A 16,879-nucleotide genomic window follows, 5' to 3' on the forward strand; every position below is an offset into this window, starting at 1 on the left:
TGTTCCCCTCGCCGAGATCGGTTGAGTGAAGATCGATTGAGTTCACTGGGCGAACTGCCAGCGGGTCTGGCCGAACGGGTCGCCCTTGCTGAAGCCGAACGCCGTGCGCGGCGTGACCCGGAAGACCAGCGCCGGGCCGCCGTCGCCGACGAAGGCGCCGTCGCGGACGTCGAACTTCCAGTCCTCGCCGTACTTGTCGACATACACCGCGGCCACCGCGCGCAGTCGCGTCTCGTCGCTCACCCGCACCGCCCGGCCCTCGACCACCAAGTCGTAGCCCTCGCTCAGGACGTTGGCGCCGGTGGTGAGGACGACCTCCTGATTGTGGCGGAGGTTCTTGGCTTTGCGCTCGTCCGCGCCGGTGCAGAAATGCAGCCCGCCGTCGTGCCACACGGCGATCAGCGGGGTGACGTGCGGACGGCCGTCGGGCCGCACGGTCGACAGCCAGAAAATCTCGGCGGCGCTCAGGCGCTCGACCGCCCGGGACCAGTCGGCGGTGGTGGCCCTCTCGTCGCTGTACCGGGCGTCCAGCTCGGCCTGGGGTTCGTCGTCGGGGGCGTTCCCGGGGCTGTTCGGCGGGTCGTTCTCGGGCATGGCGCAGTCCTCTCGCATTCGGGGTCACCGAATGTGTAGACCGCGCCCGGCGCCTGTATTCATCGGTCAGCCGACCGGGGTCCAGGAAGCCAGCGAACCGCGGGCGTCCGCCTGTGCCCAGTACAGGCGCCCGTCGAGGCCCACCGCGGCCAGACCCGAGCCCTTCGCCCCGCCCGGTACGCCCGCCGGCGCGCCCGCGAACAGCGAACCGGCCGCGTGCCACCGGGCCCGCCCGGTCCGCGCCGACCTGCCTGCCGCGCCCGCCTCGCCGGTTCCCGCGACGGCCGGTGCGAGCAGCGCCGTGCCGGGTGTCCCGGTCCTGGAGCGGACCGCGAGCAGGGTGTTGTCCGGGCCCGAGACGCCGACCGGACCGAAGCCCGCCGGGCCACCCAGCTCCGTCACCGGTGAGACGCCGGTGCCGGAGAACCGGACCGTGCGGACGTCGCCCGAGCCGGGCTTGCGGAACCAGAGCCGTACGCCGTCGCCGTCACGGCCCGCGCTCAGCGTGAGTGTCGTCGGCGGCAATCCGGTCGCGGCCGGGCCGGTCAGCGGCGCGCCGGGCGCCGGCTGGATGAAGGAGACGACCGAGCGAGCCGTGCCGACGAAGACGTACTGGCGGCCCTTCGCGTCCGTCGCGGCGACCGGGTCGCCATGCACATCCCGGCCGCCCCGCGCCTGCCACGGCGTCCAGGAGCCGTCCGGCCGCTGGGCGGTGGAGCTGAGCGAGTGGCTGCCGTCGCGCAGATGGACCGTCATCAGGCCGGCGCGGTCCACGGTCACCGCCGGGGCGCTGATGTCGGAGGTCCCGGAGACGTCGTCGCGCTCGGGGGTGCCCAGCGAGCGCCACGGTCCGAACGCGCCGTCCGGCGTGCGCTGCACGGCCGTGACGACATCCCTGCGATAGTCCTCCGGGCCGTCGCCGAGCGTCGTACGGGTACCGAACACGGCGATCCGCCCGTCAGGCAGCTTCACCGAGGTCACTCCGCTGTCGATGCCCTCGCCCGCCAGCAGCCTCGGACCGCTCCACGCGCCCTTCGCACCGGCGGACCCGGCCGCCCTGTGCCAGACCGCCAGCCGTGTGTCGAGCACCGAGAACGCCCACAGCCCGCCGTCGCTGCCCGGCTGCACCCAGGACGTGGACTCGCCGCGCGTGTAGCGGACGGACTGCGCCCAGCCGTGCCCTCCGGGGCGGGCGGCCACCTTGCGGTCGCCGCAGCCGGCCTCGTCTCCGCAGTGGTTCTCGCCGTCCATCCAGGCGTACGTCTTCAGCGCGCGCAGCTTGGCCGCGGCGGTGGCGGGGTCGAGGGTGCGCGGCAGCCGGCTGGTGAAGTAGCCCAGGTAGTTCTGGACGCTGAAGGCGGGACGGCCGGTCGAGCTCGCGTATCGCGTGAGCGCGGCCTGCGCGAACCGCGCGCCGTACATGTGGTCCTGGTGGTCGGTGACCTTGCCCGAGGCGCCGGTCCGGCCCGGCGTCGGGTCCTGCATCCGGACGTGGGTCGGGCGGAACCGCTCGAGGAGGCCGGCGACCGTGTCGACGACCTGCTCCTTGGTGTACGAGAAGCCCCTGCTGACCGGGCTGGAGGAGGCGAGCTGCGAGCCGAGCGTGTCCACCCGGCCGTCCCACAGACCGTGCAGGCTCTTCGGCCGGTCGCCGGCTATAGACCCGGCCTCGTGCAGCTGCACCCACACCAGGTTGACCTCGGGCCGCGCCTTGAGAGTGTCGAGCTCGGCCGCGCCGCCGCCCGCGGTGGGGATCGTGATGCGCTGCCAGGGGCTGGTGCGGTTGCCGGTGGCCATCTCCGCGTAGGCCGCGCGAATGCCGTTCTGCCGGGCCTCCGCGTACCGGCCCTTGTCGGCGGCGGGCAGCTCGGCGAGCGCGTCCGCGGACAGCGGGCCGCCGCCCGGAGCGGTCCTGGACGCGTTCACGCCGTCCGCCTCGCCCGCCGTGAGGTACACCGACGTCAGAGCGCCGCCGGAGCCGACCGACTGGCTGGTGTCCGGGTTCATGAAGAACAGATCGTCGTCCGGATGGGCGACGATCTGCATCACGGAAGCGCCCGCGGGACGTGCCGCCGGGATGACGTTCTCATGGGCGTCGGAGGTGGCTTCCCCGGAGCCGGAGAGGCAGGCGATGCCGACGAGCGGACCCAGGATCAAGGTCGCCGTCAGGCCACGACGGGACAGCGGGGCGAAGCGGCGGGACCCGGACGACAGCATGCGGTTGTGCCTTCGGTTTTCAAGGGATCAATAGGTCCTGACCAGCAGTGACCGAGAGAGATCAGCGGTGGTCGGCGGTGGTCGGCCAAGAAGACGGAAGAATCGAGCAAGCGGTTCATTCGCTCCAAAGGCCGAACAACATGGCGTAGGTCACGCCATCCGCGACTGTTCGGTGGCTCACCGCCCGTCCGCGCGGTGGCTCACCGCCCGTGCGCACGGCGGCTCACGCGTCATCCGCGCGGCGGCTCACCGGAAACGTCCGGAAGGGTCCGCCGATCAGCGGGGTCTCCCGCGCGTCCCTGCGGCTACGCTCGAATCCGGACCTTGATCGGCCGGTACGGGACCGCAGCGCCCGGCCGGAACAGGGCAAGCAGGGCAGGCAAGCAGGACGGGAGACGGCGGAATGACGGTGCCGGGGCGCAGGAGCAGTAACTTCACCCGACTGCTGCGGCACGGCTTCACCGATCCCTCCGCCGCCGAACGTCTCCTCGACCTCCCCGACATGTCCTCCGCGCGGACGGACCCGGTGCTGCTCGACGCGCTCGGGGCCACCGCCGACCCCGACCTCGCGCTCCGTGGCCTCGTACGGCTGGTGGAGGCGCAGGACCCGGCCGAGCGCCAGAGCCTCCTCGACACCCTCATCACCGCGAAACCGCTGCGTGACCGGTTGCTCGGAGTACTCGGCGCCTCCGAGGCGCTCGGCGACCACCTGGCCCGCCACCCGCGCGACTGGCAGGCCCTCGTGACGTACGAGGCGACCGATCTGCACCCGGGCGTCGCCGACTTCGAACGCGGCCTCGCCGACGCCACCGACCCGGTCACCCTGCGGGTCGCCTACCGGCGGTGCCTGCTGGCCATAGCCGCCCGAGATGTGTGCGGTACGACCGATATCGCCGAGACCGCCGCCGAACTGGCAGACCTGGCGACGGCCACACTGCGGGCGGCCCTCGCCATCGCACGCGGCGCCGCGCCCGCCGACGCGGTGCAGTGCCGGCTCGCCGTCGTCGCCATGGGCAAGTGCGGCGGCCATGAACTCAACTACGTCTCCGACGTGGACGTCATCTTCGTCGGTGAACCGGTGGAGGGCGCCGACGAGAGCAAGGCCGTCCAGGCCGCGACCCGGCTGGCCTCCCACCTGATGCGGATCTGCTCCGAGACGACGGTCGAGGGCACCATCTGGCCGGTCGACGCCAATCTGCGGCCCGAGGGGCGCAATGGCCCGCTGGTCCGTACGCTCTCCAGCCATCTCGCGTACTACCAGCGCTGGGCCAAGACCTGGGAGTTCCAGGCCCTGCTCAAGGCCCGTCCGGTCGCCGGTGACCTCGCGCTCGGCGAGGACTACATCGAAGCCGTCTCACCGCTGGTGTGGCAGGCCGCGGAACGCGAGAACTTCGTCGCCGACGTGCAGAAGATGCGCCGCCGCGTCGTCGACAACATCCCGGTCGCCGAGGTGGAGCGCGAGCTCAAGCTCGGCCCCGGAGGTCTGCGGGACGTCGAGTTCGCCGTACAGCTGCTGCAGCTGGTGCACGGGCGCAGCGACGCGACGCTGCACAGCGGCACCACACTCGAGGCCCTGCGGGCGCTGGCGCACGGTGGATACGTGGGCCGGGCCGACGCCGCGCAGCTGGACCTGGCGTACCGCTTCCTGCGCGCCATGGAGCACCACATCCAGCTGTACCGGCTGCGGCGTACGCATCTGGTGCCGGAGGACGCGGCCGATCTGCGCCGCCTCGGGCGTTCGCTCGGGCTGCGTACGGACCCGGTCGGCGAGCTCAACAAGGAGTGGAAGCGCCACGCGTCGGTGGTGCGACGGCTGCACGAGAAGCTCTTCTACCGGCCGCTGCTCGATGCCGTCGCCCAGCTCACCCCCGGCGAGACACGGCTCAGCCCGAAGGCCGCGCGGCAGCGGCTGGAGGCGCTGGGTTACGCCGATCCCGGCGCCGCCCTGCGCCATCTGGAGGCCCTGTCGTCGGGCGTGACCCGCAAGGCCGCGATCCAGCGCACGCTGCTGCCGGTGCTGCTCGGCTGGTTCGCCGACTCGGCCGACCCGGACGCCGGTCTGCTCGGCTTCCGCAAGGTGTCCGACGCGCTCGGCAAGACACCCTGGTATCTGCGGCTGCTGCGCGACGAGGGCGCGGCCGCGGAGAATCTGGCGCGGGTGCTGTCCGCCGGGCGGCTCGCCCCGGACCTGCTGCTGCGAGCCCCGGAGGCGGTGGCCCTGCTGGGCGACCCGGAGGGCCTCGTGCCGCGCGGCAGGGACGCGCTCGAACAGGAGGTTCTGGCTGCCGTCGGACGCGCGGACACGGCGGAGGCCGCGGTCGCCGCGGTCCGTGGCGTACGCCGCCGGGAGCTGTTCCGCACCGCCGCGGCGGATCTGATCGGCTCGTACGGCACCGAGGACAACCCGGCCGAGGCGGACCCGGGCGAGCTCGTGGACCGGGTCGGGAACGCGGTCACGGACCTGAACGCCGCGACGGTCTCGGGCGCGCTGAGGGCCGCCGTACGCGCGCAGTGGGGCGACACGCTGCCGACGCGGTTCGCGGTCATCGGCATGGGCCGCTTCGGCGGCCGTGAGCAGAGCTACGGTTCCGACGCTGATGTGCTCTTCGTCCACGAGCCGCGTGAGGGCGTGGACGAGCAGGAGGCGTCGCGGGCCGCGAACGCGGTCGTCGTGGAGATGCGCAGGCTGCTTCAGCTGCCCACCACGGACCCGCCGCTGCTGATCGACGCGGATCTGCGTCCCGAGGGCAAGAGCGGCCCCGTGGTCCGCACGCTCGCCTCCTACGAGGCCTACTACCGGCGCTGGTCGCTGGTGTGGGAGAGCCAGGCGCTGCTGCGGGCGGAGCCGATGGCCGGCGACGCGGACCTGGGCAGGCGCTTCCTCGATCTGATCGACCCGCTGCGCTATCCGGTGGAGGGCCTCGGTGACGACGCGGTCCGCGAGATCCGCCGGCTGAAGGCCCGGATGGAGTCCGAACGCCTCCCACGCGGCGCGGATCCCACGCTCCACACCAAGCTGGGCCGCGGCGGGCTGAGCGATGTGGAATGGACGGTCCAGCTGTTCCAGATGCGCCACGGCTGGGCGGAACCGGGCCTGCGGACGACCCGCACCCGCGAGGCGCTGGCGGCCACGCACGCGGCGGGCCTCATCTCCACGGAGGACGCGCAGATCCTGGACGAGGCCTGGGTGCTGGCGACCCGGGTGCGCAACGGCGTGATGCTGGTACGCGGCCGGGCAGGTGACACCTTCCCGTCGGACAGCCGCGAACTGGGCGCGGTGGGCCGGTACTTGGGATACGGCCCGGGGCGTGTCGGCGACATGCTGGACGACTACCGCCGGATCACGCGCAGAGCGCGCGCCGTGGTGGAGGAGCTGTTCTACGGCGCGTAGCGGCACGCGGGCAGCGGGCGCAGCCGGGTCCGCGCGACGGCGTCAGGAGGTCAGGACAGCTGCCCGCGGCTGAACCGGGGGAGCGGCCGGCCGGTGCCGTCGCTCTTCACCACCAGCCGCGGCAGCCGATGCGGCAGCGTCCGGTACCAGGCGTACGAGACGGTGAAGCCGAACGCCAGACACATCATGCCGCCCACCGCGTCCAGCCAGAAATGGTTCGCCGTGGCCACGATGACGACCAGGGTCGCCGTCGGGTAGAGGATGCCGAGGATCTTCGCCCAGGGCGCCGAGGCAACGGCGAGAATGATGAGACCGCACCAGAGCGACCAGCCGATGTGCATCGACGGCATCGCCGCGTACTGGTTCGACATGTTCTTGAGGTTGCCCGAGGCCATGGAACCCCAGGTGTGGTGGACCAGGACCGTGTCGACGAAGTCGTGGCCGTTCATCAACCGGGGCGGTGCGAGCGGGTACAGGTAATAACCGACCAAAGCCACACCTGTCGTGGCGAAAAGGGCGGAACGGGCAGCCGCGTATCGGCCCGGATGCCAACGGTAGAGCCATACCAGCACGCCGATCGTCACAATGAAGTGCAAGGTGGCGTAGTAGTAGTTCATCGAAACGATCAGCCATGTCACCGAATTCACGGCGTGGTTGACCGTCTGCTCCACGGCGATGCCCAGCCATTGCTCGGCGTCCCAGATCCAGTCGGCGTTGCGCAGTGCCTGCGTCTTCTGCTCCGGCACAGCGTTGCGGACCAGCGAATATGTCCAGTAACTGACCGCGATCAGCAGGACTTCGAACCAGATCCGCGGGCGGCGGGGCGACCGTAGCCTGTGCAGCCGGATGCGCGCGGGCGCGTCGACGGCCTCGTCCACCGTGGGTGACGGAGCAGCCGTCCGGCTTTCCATGGTCTTCACGGTCGTTTCACCCATAGGACGAGAGTCTGCCAGATGCCGTCCTCCGACCGATCATCCCCCGGTTGGGTTGCCGACGTATCCGCCACCCCTTGAGGACGACTCACGTACGCCCGGCGGCTCCGGGTCCCGAAGCCGTTGAACCGCGAACCACCAGTTCGGGCATGAAGACGAACTCGCTGTGCGGGGCGGGGGTGCCGCCGATCTCCTCCAGGAGGGTGCGGACGGCCGCCTGACCCATGGCCTGCACCGGCTGCCGGATGGTGGTCAACGGCGGGTCCGTGAACGCTATGAGCGGAGAGTCGTCGAAGCCCACCACGGATACGTCCCGCGGCACCTTCAGACCCAGCCCACGGGCCGCCCGGATCGCGCCGAGCGCCATCATGTCGCTCGCGCAGACCACGGCGGTGCAGCCGAGCCCGATCAAGGCGCTTGCCGCGGCCTGCCCGCCTTCCAGCGTGTAGAGGGAGTGCTGTATGAGCTCTTCGGACTCCTCGGGGGCGAGGCCGAGTTGAGTCTGCATCGCCTGCTGGAAGCCCTCGATCTTCCGCAGCACGGGAACGAAGCGCTTCGGGCCGACCGCCAGGCCGATCCGGGTGTGGCCGAGCGAGGCGAGATGGGTCACCGCGAGGTGCATCGCGGCCCGGTCGTCGGGCGAGACGAAGGGGGCCTTCACCTTGGACGAGAAGCCGCCCAGCAGGACATAGGGGACACCCTGCCCGCGCAGCTGGTCGTAGCGCTGCATATCGGCCGTGGTGTCGGCGTGCAGGCCCGAGACGAAGATGATTCCGGAGACCCCGCGGTCCACCAGCATTTCGGTGAGCTCGTCCTCGGTGGAGCCGCCCGGGGTCTGGGTGGCCAGGACCGGGGTGTAGCCCTGCCGGGTCAGTGCCTGGCCGATGACCTGGGCGAGTGCCGGGAAGATCGGGTTGTCCAGCTCCGGCGTTATGAGGCCGACCAGGCCGGCGCTGCGCTGCCGCAGGCGCACGGGGCGCTCATATCCGAGCACGTCGAGCGCGGCGAGTACGGATTCGCGGGTTGCCGCGGCCACACCGGGCTTGCCGTTGAGCACGCGGCTGACTGTGGCTTCGCTGACCCCCGCCTGGGCTGCGATGTCGGCAAGCCGTGCGGTCACAGGATTGGACTGTACCGGTCGCACGTCAGATTGCCCACCACGCACAGCAATCAGCCGGAATACGGGCTGTGCCACCCGTCGGCCCCAAGGTCGCGGAGGAGAGCAGCAGGCGCCCCGGCAGGGGCAGTTCGATCACCGATCCGGTGGTGTTGAGGGTGCAGACCAGGCCCGGGCGGGACAGGGCGAGCAGCCCTTCGGGGCCCGGCAGCCACCGCATCGGGCCGCCCGGCAGCTCACGGCGGAGCGCCAGCGCCGAGCGGTAGAGCTCGAGCGTCGAGTGCGGGTCGCCGGTCTGGGCCGCCACGGACAGCTCCCGCCAGCTGTCCGGCTGGGGCAACCAGCTGGATCCGGGGCCGAACCCGTACGGCGGCTCCTCGCCGGACCAGGGGATCGGTACGCGGCAGCCGTCGCGGAAGCCGTCCTGCCCCGCCGCGCGGAAGAAGGCGGGGTCCTGGCGCACCTCGCTCGGCAGATCGGTGACCTCGGGCAGTCCGAGCTCCTCGCCCTGGTAGATGTACGTCGAACCGGGCAGCGCGAGCATGAGCAGCGCGGCCGCGCGGGCCCGGCGCAGCCCCTGCTTCCCGCCGCCGTAGCGGGTGGTGTGGCGGACCACGTCGTGGTTGGAGAGCACCCAGGTGGTGGTGGCCCCCACCGATGCGGTGGCGGCCAGTGACTCGTCGATCACGCCGCGCATCGCCCCGGGATCCCAAGGGCACCGCAGGAACTGGAAGTTGAAGGCCTGGTGCAGCTCGTCGGGGCGTACGTACAGCGCGAGCCGGTCCGGGCTGGGGGCCCAGGCCTCGGCGACGCCGATCCGGTCGCCGGGGTAGGAGTCGAGGAGCCTGCGCCAGGAGCGGTGGATCTCGTGCACCCCGTCCTGGTCGAAGAAGGGCAGCTTCTGGGCGCCGATCAGCCTGGCCTGTTCCTTGTGGCCGATGTCCGGCAGGCCGGCCGCCTTGACCATGCCGTGCGCGACATCGATACGGAAGCCGTCGACGCCGAGGTCCAGCCAGAAGCGCAGCACCGACTCGAACTCCTGGTGCACCTCCTCGTTGTCCCAGTTGAGGTCGGGCTGCTCGGGTGCGAAGAGGTGGAGGAACCACGCACCGTCCGGAGTGCGGGTCCAGGCGGGGCCGCCGAAGACCGACTCCCAGTCGTTCGGCGGCAGCTCGCCGGCGGCGCCCTTGCCGGGCCGGAAGTGGTAGCGCTCGCGGGCCGCGCCCCCGTCGTGGTCCGCGAGCGCGGCCCGGAACCACGGGTGCTGGTCCGACGTGTGGTTCGGGACGATGTCCACGATCACCTTCAGGCCCAGCCCGTGGGCGGTGCGGACGAGATCGTCGGCGTCGGCGAGATCCCCGAAGAGCGGGTCCACCGCCCGGTAGTCGGCGACGTCGTAGCCGCCGTCGGCCTGTGGCGAGGCGTAGAAGGGCGTAATCCATACGGCGTCGATGCCCAGCTCCGCGAGATGAGGCAGACGCCGGGTGGCCCCGGGCAGATCTCCGACGCCGTCACCGTCACTGTCGGCGAAGGAGCGCACGTACACCTGGTAGATGACGGCATCGCGCCACCAGCCGTCACCCTCCGTGGAAGAGCTTGCAGGGCGCGGCCCCTCGGCTGCCGCGGGGCCGAGCAGGCCGACGGCGGAAGCGGGCTCGTGGGTCATGAAAGGTCCCTCTCGTACGGTCCGGGAGCAGGGGAGGACGTACAACTAACGAGGTCAACGTGGGTGCGGGCATGTGGTGACGGTGCTCGGGGGACAAAAATAACAGCCTTGCAAGAGCTTGCGCGGAGTGTCGCAGGGCTCTGCCCCGGGCGCCCTGGCGCAGCGGAAACAGCCGCCGTCAAGCGATGTAATGGCAACTCTCAGGACACGCGGATGTAACGATCCCCCGCTCTTGCAGAAAATTGCCGCAAGGTCTTTCCGCTCTCTTTCATCCTTGTTACGTTCCTGCCGAACCCGGCGCCGCGAGGGAGCGGTCGGCAGGGGGCCTGGTCGCCTCCGCCATCTCGGGCATCTCTGAAGGAGTTCACATGAGGCGTGGCATAGCGGCCACCGCGCTGGTAGCGGCACTGGCACTGGCAGCGACGGCATGCGGCGGGGACGACGGCGGCGACAAGGCCGCCGGCCCGGTCACCCTCACCTGGTGGGACACGTCGAACGCGACCAACGAGGCGCCGACGTACAAGGCGATGATCGCCGAGTTCGAAAAGGCGAACAAGGACATCAAGGTCAAGTACGTCAACGTCCCGTTCGACCAGGCGCAGAACAAGTTCCAGACCGCGGCCGGCAGCAAGGGTGCTCCCGACATCATCCGCGCCGAGGTCGGCTGGACCGCCTCCTGGGCCAAGTCGCAGTTCCTGGCCCCGCTCGACGGCACGGACGCGCTCAAGAACACCGGGGACATCACTCCCTCGCTCCTCAAGCAGGCTCAGTACCAGGGCAAGACCTACGGTGCCCCCTTCGTCACCGACTCCCTCGGCCTGATGTGGAACAAGGAAGTCCTGAAGAAGGCCGGCTACGACAAGGCGCCGGCCACCTGGGACGAGGTGAAGACCGTCGCCAAGGCGGTCAAGGAGAAGGCCGGCGTCGACGGCTTCACCCTCCGCGCCGACGCCTACTTCGAGCTGCCGTTCCTCTTCGGCGAGGGCACCGACATGGTCGACGCCGCCGGCAAGAAGATCACGGTCAACTCGCCCGAGGCCGTCAAGGCCGTGGACACGAGCAAGGCCCTGCTCGCCGCGCCGGGCGTCTCCAAGCTCGATGTGACCGCCGACTCCTACGCCCACATGATGGACGCGTTCAACACCGGCAAGGTCGCGATGATCGTCCAGGGCCCGTGGGAGTTGACGAACATCTACAAGGGCGCGGCCTTCAAGGACAAGGCCAACCTGGGCATCTCCAACGTCCCGGCCACCGGCTCCGGCAAGGCCGGCGCCCCGACGGGCGGTCACAACCTCTCCGTGTACGCCGGCTCCGACAAGGCGCACCAGGCCGCGGCCCAGAAGTTCGTCGGCTTCATGACCTCGGGTGAGACCCAGGCCAAGATCGCGCTGAAGAACGGCACGCTGCCGACCCGCACCTCCGCCTACACCGCCGAGGTCAAGGCCACCCCCGGCATCACCGAGTTCCAGGCGATCCTCGCCGGCTCCGCCCGGCCGCGCCCCGAGCTGCCCGAGTACAGCTCGCTCTTCGCCGACCTCGGCACCAACCTCACCGCGATCCTTCAGGGCAAGGTGAGCACCCAGAAGGGCCTGGACGCCACCGCCGAGTCCTACAAGAAGCTGCTCAAGGACTTTTCCTAAGGCGACCGCCGGCCGTCCGTACCGCCCCCGAACAGGGGTGGGCCGGACGGCCGCCCGTGGTGGTACGGCCGGATCCCGGCCGTACCACCACGCCGTACACCCGCTCAAGAATCTGTCGTAAAGGTGTCGAAGATGACCGTCGCCGTCGAGGGCGGAAGCCGAAAGACCCAGCGTGGCGCCGGGCCGCGCCGCGGGCCGATGAGCCGTATCAGGCAGTCGTACAACCGGAATTGGTACGCCTGGGCGATGGTGGCCCCGGTGGTCGCGGTCATCGGCGTGCTGGTGCTCTACCCCCTGGTGCGCGGCATCTATCTGTCGCTGACCGATGCCAACAGCAACAACGTCGGCCGGACGATCGGCGTCAACGAGATCCCCGACAGCTTCTCGTGGGTGGGTCTCGACAACTATGCGGAGATCCTCTCCGGTGGCGACCATCAGTTCTGGCCCCACTTCATATGGACCATCGTCTGGACCGCCATCTGTGTGGTGCTGCACTACGGGATCGGCATGGGCCTCGCCCTGCTGCTCAATCGCAAGATCCGCGGCCGCACCTTCTACCGGATGGTCCTCATCCTGCCGTGGGCGGTGCCGACCTTTGTCACCGTCTTCGCCTGGCGGCTGATCCTCGCCGACGACGGCGGTGTCCTCAACATGGCTCTGGAATGGGCGCATCTGCCCACGCCGGCCTGGCTCAGTGAGCCCTTCTGGCAGAAGACCGCCGCCATCATGGTCAACACCTGGGTCGGCGTCCCCTTCATGATGGTCTCTCTGCTCGGCGGTCTGCAGTCGATCCCGCCCGAGCTCTACGAGGCCGCCGAGGTGGACGGCGCCACCCCCTGGCAGCGCTTCCGCCATGTGACCGTTCCCGGCCTGCGCTCGGTGAGCAGCACGGTCGTCCTGCTCGGCGTCATCTGGACCTTCAACCAGTTCGTCGTCATCTTCCTGCTGTTCGGCAACACCTCGGGCACGGACGCCCAGATTCTCGTCACCTGGGCATACCGCCTCGGCTTCGGACAGGACCCGCGCGACTACGCCGGCTCCGCCGCGTACGGCGTCATCATCCTGTCGATGCTCATCGTCTTCGCCTCCTTCTACCGGCGATGGCTGGCCCGCAATGAGAAGGCCGTCTGACGGCCCGCCCAGGGCAACCGGGCAATCAGCACCAGCCATGACGAAAGAGAGGGCCAACCCCATGAGCACCACAGCAGATGTCCGGGTCGCGGGAGCGGCCGAGTCGGCCACCGCCGGCCCGCCCCGCAAGCGGGCGACGGGCAGGCGCCAGTTGAAGCGCGGAGAGCGCCCCCGTTCCGCGTCCCTGCTGATCCACGGCGCGCTGATCATCGCGAGCTTCATCGCGGCATTCCCGATCGGCTGGATCGCCTGGATCTCGCTCGGCCCGGACAAGACCGACTTCCTGCACCCCGGCGACATCGCTGACAAGATCAGCTTCGAGAACTACACGACGGTCCTGAACGACACCTCGTTCCTCCAGTGGTTCGTCAACTCGCTGATCGTCGCGCTCGGTACGTGCGTGCTGGGTGTCTTCATCGCTGCCAGCTCCGGCTACGCCGTCTCCCGGATGCGTTTCCCCGGACACCGCCAGCTCATGTGGACCTTCCTGGTCACCCAGATGTTCCCGGTCGCCATCCTGATGGTGCCGCTCTACAACATCCTGGCCAACCTGGGCCTGCTCGACACCTACTGGGCCCTGATCCTGGTCTACTGCACCACGGCCATCCCGTACTGCGCCTGGCTGCTCAAGGGGTACTTCGACACCATCCCGGCGGAGATCGACGAAGCCGGCCGGATCGACGGTCTCACTCCGTTCGGCACCTTCTACCGGCTGATCCTGCCGCTCGCCCGGCCGGGCATCGCGGTGGCGGCGTTCTACACCTTCCTCACCGCCTGGGCGGAGGTCGCCTACGCGTCGGTCTTCATGCTGAGCGAGGGCAAGTACACCCTCGCCATCGGCCTGACCACGTTCATCAGCGAGCACGACACCCAGTGGGACCTGATGGCCGCGACCTCCGTGCTCATCGCCATCCCCGCGTCGCTGTTCTTCTACCTGGTCCAGCGTCATCTGGTCACCGGCCTCACCGCCGGTGCCGCCAAATCCTGACCCGTACGAACCTCGGCACCCGGCCCGGCCGGCCGGGTGCCCCGGTCTTGCCCCGAATCGCTGCACCGAGCCTCAGAGGGATCGAGAATGACCCAGTACCTGGCTGACGCCCATCACACCGACCTGCCCGCGGCTTCCGCGGACTGGTGGAGAGACGCCGTCATCTACCAGGTGTACCCGCGCAGCTTCGCCGACGGCAACGGCGACGGCATGGGCGACCTTCCGGGCATCCGCAGCAGACTGCCGTACCTCAGGGAACTCGGCGTCGACGCCGTGTGGCTGAGCCCCTTCTACGCCTCCCCGCAGGCCGACGCCGGCTACGACGTCGCCGACTACCGGGCCATCGACCCGATGTTCGGCACGCTGCTGGACGCCGACGCGCTGATCCGGGACGCGCACGACCTCGGGCTGCGCATCATCGTCGACCTGGTGCCCAATCACTCGTCGGACGCCCACGAATGGTTCAAGCGCGCTCTGGAGGAGGGTCCGGGTTCCGCGCTGCGTGACCGCTACCACTTCCGTCCCGGCAAGGGGGATGACGGCGAACTCCCGCCCAATGACTGGGAGTCCATCTTCGGCGGCTCCGCGTGGACTCGTACCGGGAACCCCGACGGCACCCCCGGCGACTGGTATCTGCACCTCTTCGCCCCCGAGCAGCCCGACTTCAACTGGGAACACCCGGCCGTCGCGGACGAGTTCCGCTCGATCCTGCGCTTCTGGCTCGACATGGGCGTCGACGGCTTCCGGATCGACGTCGCCCACGGCCTGGTCAAGGCACCGGGTTTGCCCGACATCGGCGGCAGCGACCAGCTGAAACTGCTGGGCAGCGATGTCATGCCCTTCTTCGATCAGGACGGCGTGCACGAGATCTACCGCGCCTGGCGCAAGATCCTCGACGAGTACCCGGGCGATCGCATCGCCGTGGCCGAGGCATGGACCCCCACCGTCGAGCGCACCGCCAACTACGTGCGCCCCGACGAGCTGCACCAGGCCTTCAACTTCCAGTACCTGGGAACCCATTGGGTCGCGGACGAGCTGCGCCGGGTGATCGACGAGTCGCTGGACGCCATGCGGCCCGTCGGCGCCCCGGCCACCTGGGTGCTCTCCAACCACGATGTGACCCGCCACGCCACCCGTTTCGCGGGCCCGCCGGCGGGGACCCAGATCCGTGAGGCCGGCGACCGCGAGCTGGGACTGCGACGCGCCCGCGCCGCCACCCTGCTGATGCTGGCGCTGCCCGGATCCGCCTATCTCTACCAGGGCGAGGAGCTCGGTCTTCCCGACGTCACCGACCTGCCCGACGAGGTCCGGCAGGACCCGGCCTTCGGACGCACGGAGGGCCAGGACGGCTTCCGCGACGGCTGCCGGGTGCCGATCCCGTGGACCACCGAGGGCTCGTCGTACGGCTTCGGCACGGGCGGCAGCTGGCTGCCCCAGCCGGACAGCTGGGCCGGGCTCAGCGTCGAGGCGCAGACCGGTGACCCGGACTCGACCCTGGAGCTGTACCGCAGTGCCCTCGCGGCCCGCCGCGCGCACCCCGCGCTGGGCACGGGCGACGCGGTCGAGTGGCTGGCGGCGCCCGAGGGCGTGCTCGCCTTCCGCCGGGAAGGCGGCTTCGTCTGCACCGTCAACACGACGGGCACGGCCGTACGGATACCGGCACCCGGCCGCGTACTGCTGGCCAGCAGCGCTGTCCGGACGGCCGAGGGCGAGGCCGAGCTGCCCGCGGACACCGCTGTGTGGTGGACGGTGTGACGATTCCCCCGGCGCGGGGCGGCGTCGTCCAGACCGGCACCGCCCCGCGGCTCGCGGACATCGCGGCTCAGGCCTCCGTCAGCGAGGCGACCGCGAGCCGGGTGATGAACGGCAAACCGGGCGTGGCGAGCGGTACCCGTCAGCGGGTGCTCGCGGCGCTCGACGTGCTCGGATACGAGAGGCCCGTACGGCTGCGGCAGCGCAGTGCGGGTCTCATCGGCCTGCTGACCCCCGAGCTCACCAACCCGATCTTCCCCGCGTTCGCCCAGGCCGTCGAACAGGTCCTGGCCGGGCACGGCTACACCCCGGTGCTCTGCACCCAGCTGCCGGGCGGCGCGACCGAGGACGAGCTGGTCGAACAGCTCCAGGAGAGCGGCGTCAACGGCATCGTCTTTCTGTCCGGACAGCACTCCGACACCTCGGCCGATCACACGCGGTACGCCGAACTCGTCGCCCGGGGAGTTCCGTTCGTCCTCATCAACGGGTACAGCGAGCACATCAGCGCGCCCTGCGTCTCCTGCGACGACCGGTCGGCGATGCGTATGGCTGTGCACCATCTGGCGGAGCTGGGGCACGAGAGGATCGGTCTGGCGATCGGTCCGGGCCGCTATGTGCCGGCCCGCCGCAAGACCGAAGGCTTCCTGGACGGTCTCGCCTCCATCCTGGGCTACACGGAGGCCGCTGCCGAACAACTGGTCCAGCGCTCCTTGTTCAGTGTCGAGGGCGGCCATGCGGCGGCCGGCGCGCTGCTGGACAAGGAGTGCACCGCCATCGTCTGCGGCAGCGACATGATGGCGCTCGGCGTCGTCCGTGCGGCCCGGGAGCGCGGCCTCGATGTGCCGTACGACCTCTCGGTGGTCGGGTTCGACGACTCGCAGCTGGTGGCGTTCACGGATCCGCCGCTGACGACGATCCGCCAACCGGTGAAGGCGATGGCGGCCGCGGCGGTCGGCGCGCTGCTGGAGGAGCTGCAGGGAAGTCCGGTACAGAGCACGGAGTATGTGTTCCAGCCGGAACTGGTGGTCCGGGGCACCACCGCGCAGGCGCGCCGGTAGACGCGTAGGCCGGTGGGCGCGCAAGCCGGTAGAAGCGCACGCCGCGGTGGAACCCGTAAGCAAGTGGACCCGTAGGCCGGTGGGCGCGTAACCGGACCGGCCGGCCGAGCGCGTGGGGACCGGAGTTGCCGGGCCCCCGGCCGGCCGGCCCGGAGCCATGGCTGAAAGTAGCACCCCTGCAAGTCTTGCGTAAGGTCTTGCAGTTGGGAAACGGCAAGATTTCCGCAGTGCGACGAGAGTGTGTCCGAAGGGTTGACCCCGGACCAGGAGGCTCGTACGGTCGCGACCGCAATAACTTTCTGCTGCCTTGCAGCAAGAACTCTCAAAGGCCTTACGGGCACGGCGCGTTGCCGGACAAGGCTGCACCGTCACCCGCACCTCCCCCCATGCAGG

At 70.2% G+C, this 16,879-nt stretch carries 11 protein-coding genes; 6 read left to right on the forward strand and 5 right to left on the reverse strand.

Annotated features, from left to right (window positions below; all coding sequences use genetic code 11):
* Positions 1-42 precede the first annotated feature (42 nt).
* Both ACWDZ6_RS02775 and ACWDZ6_RS02780 read right to left on the reverse strand, forming a co-directional pair.
* Positions 43-594, reverse strand: a complete 552-nt coding sequence (locus ACWDZ6_RS02775) for a pyridoxamine 5'-phosphate oxidase family protein (RefSeq protein ID WP_451501387.1) — start codon at positions 592-594, stop codon at positions 43-45.
* 66 nt (positions 595-660) lie between these two features.
* Complete coding sequence (locus ACWDZ6_RS02780) at positions 661-2,811, reverse strand: PIG-L family deacetylase (protein WP_451501388.1); 2,151 nt, start codon at positions 2,809-2,811, stop codon at positions 661-663.
* A gap of 403 nt (positions 2,812-3,214) precedes the next feature.
* Between ACWDZ6_RS02780 and ACWDZ6_RS02785 the strand changes: the two genes are divergently transcribed.
* The gene (locus tag ACWDZ6_RS02785) at positions 3,215-6,202 is read left to right on the forward strand and encodes a bifunctional [glutamine synthetase] adenylyltransferase/[glutamine synthetase]-adenylyl-L-tyrosine phosphorylase (RefSeq protein WP_451501389.1); all 2,988 of its coding nucleotides are present in this window, start codon (positions 3,215-3,217) and stop codon (positions 6,200-6,202) included.
* Positions 6,203-6,252: 50 nt separating this feature from the next.
* Here ACWDZ6_RS02785 and ACWDZ6_RS02790 read toward each other — a convergent pair whose 3' ends face one another.
* The 3 genes from ACWDZ6_RS02790 to ACWDZ6_RS02800 all read right to left on the reverse strand — a co-directional run bounded on the left by ACWDZ6_RS02790 (position 6,253) and on the right by ACWDZ6_RS02800 (position 9,917).
* Positions 6,253-7,137 carry a phosphatase PAP2 family protein gene (locus ACWDZ6_RS02790; protein WP_451501390.1) on the reverse strand — a complete coding sequence of 295 codons (885 nt, stop codon included), beginning with the start codon at positions 7,135-7,137 and terminating at the stop codon, positions 6,253-6,255.
* 85 nt (positions 7,138-7,222) lie between these two features.
* Complete coding sequence (locus ACWDZ6_RS02795) at positions 7,223-8,254, reverse strand: LacI family DNA-binding transcriptional regulator (RefSeq protein WP_451501391.1); 1,032 nt, start codon at positions 8,252-8,254, stop codon at positions 7,223-7,225.
* 25 nt (positions 8,255-8,279) lie between these two features.
* Positions 8,280-9,917 carry a glycoside hydrolase family 13 protein gene (locus ACWDZ6_RS02800; protein ID WP_451501392.1) on the reverse strand — a complete coding sequence of 546 codons (1,638 nt, stop codon included), beginning with the start codon at positions 9,915-9,917 and terminating at the stop codon, positions 8,280-8,282.
* Positions 9,918-10,285: 368 nt separating this feature from the next.
* Between ACWDZ6_RS02800 and ACWDZ6_RS02805 the strand changes: the two genes are divergently transcribed.
* From ACWDZ6_RS02805 to ACWDZ6_RS02825, 5 genes are all read left to right on the forward strand, one after another.
* Positions 10,286-11,557 carry an extracellular solute-binding protein gene (locus tag ACWDZ6_RS02805; protein WP_451501393.1) on the forward strand — a complete coding sequence of 424 codons (1,272 nt, stop codon included), beginning with the start codon at positions 10,286-10,288 and terminating at the stop codon, positions 11,555-11,557.
* Positions 11,558-11,689: 132 nt separating this feature from the next.
* Positions 11,690-12,688: a carbohydrate ABC transporter permease gene (locus ACWDZ6_RS02810; protein WP_451501394.1), complete on the forward strand. Its 999-nt coding sequence runs from the start codon at positions 11,690-11,692 to the stop codon at positions 12,686-12,688.
* Positions 12,689-12,749: 61 nt separating this feature from the next.
* Positions 12,750-13,676, forward strand: coding sequence for a sugar ABC transporter permease (locus ACWDZ6_RS02815; protein WP_451501395.1), 927 nt, complete (start codon positions 12,750-12,752; stop codon positions 13,674-13,676).
* Between the two features lie 87 nt (positions 13,677-13,763).
* Positions 13,764-15,431, forward strand: a complete 1,668-nt coding sequence (locus ACWDZ6_RS02820) for a glycoside hydrolase family 13 protein (RefSeq protein WP_451501396.1) — start codon at positions 13,764-13,766, stop codon at positions 15,429-15,431.
* Positions 15,416-16,486 (forward strand): LacI family DNA-binding transcriptional regulator, encoded by a 1,071-nt coding sequence (locus tag ACWDZ6_RS02825; protein WP_451501397.1) that lies wholly within the window; start codon positions 15,416-15,418, stop codon positions 16,484-16,486. Before ACWDZ6_RS02820 ends, ACWDZ6_RS02825 begins: the two co-directional genes overlap by 16 nt.
* The last annotated feature ends 393 nt before the right edge of the window (positions 16,487-16,879 follow it).

It is taken from the genome of Streptomyces sp. NPDC002926, from assembly GCF_053591755.1.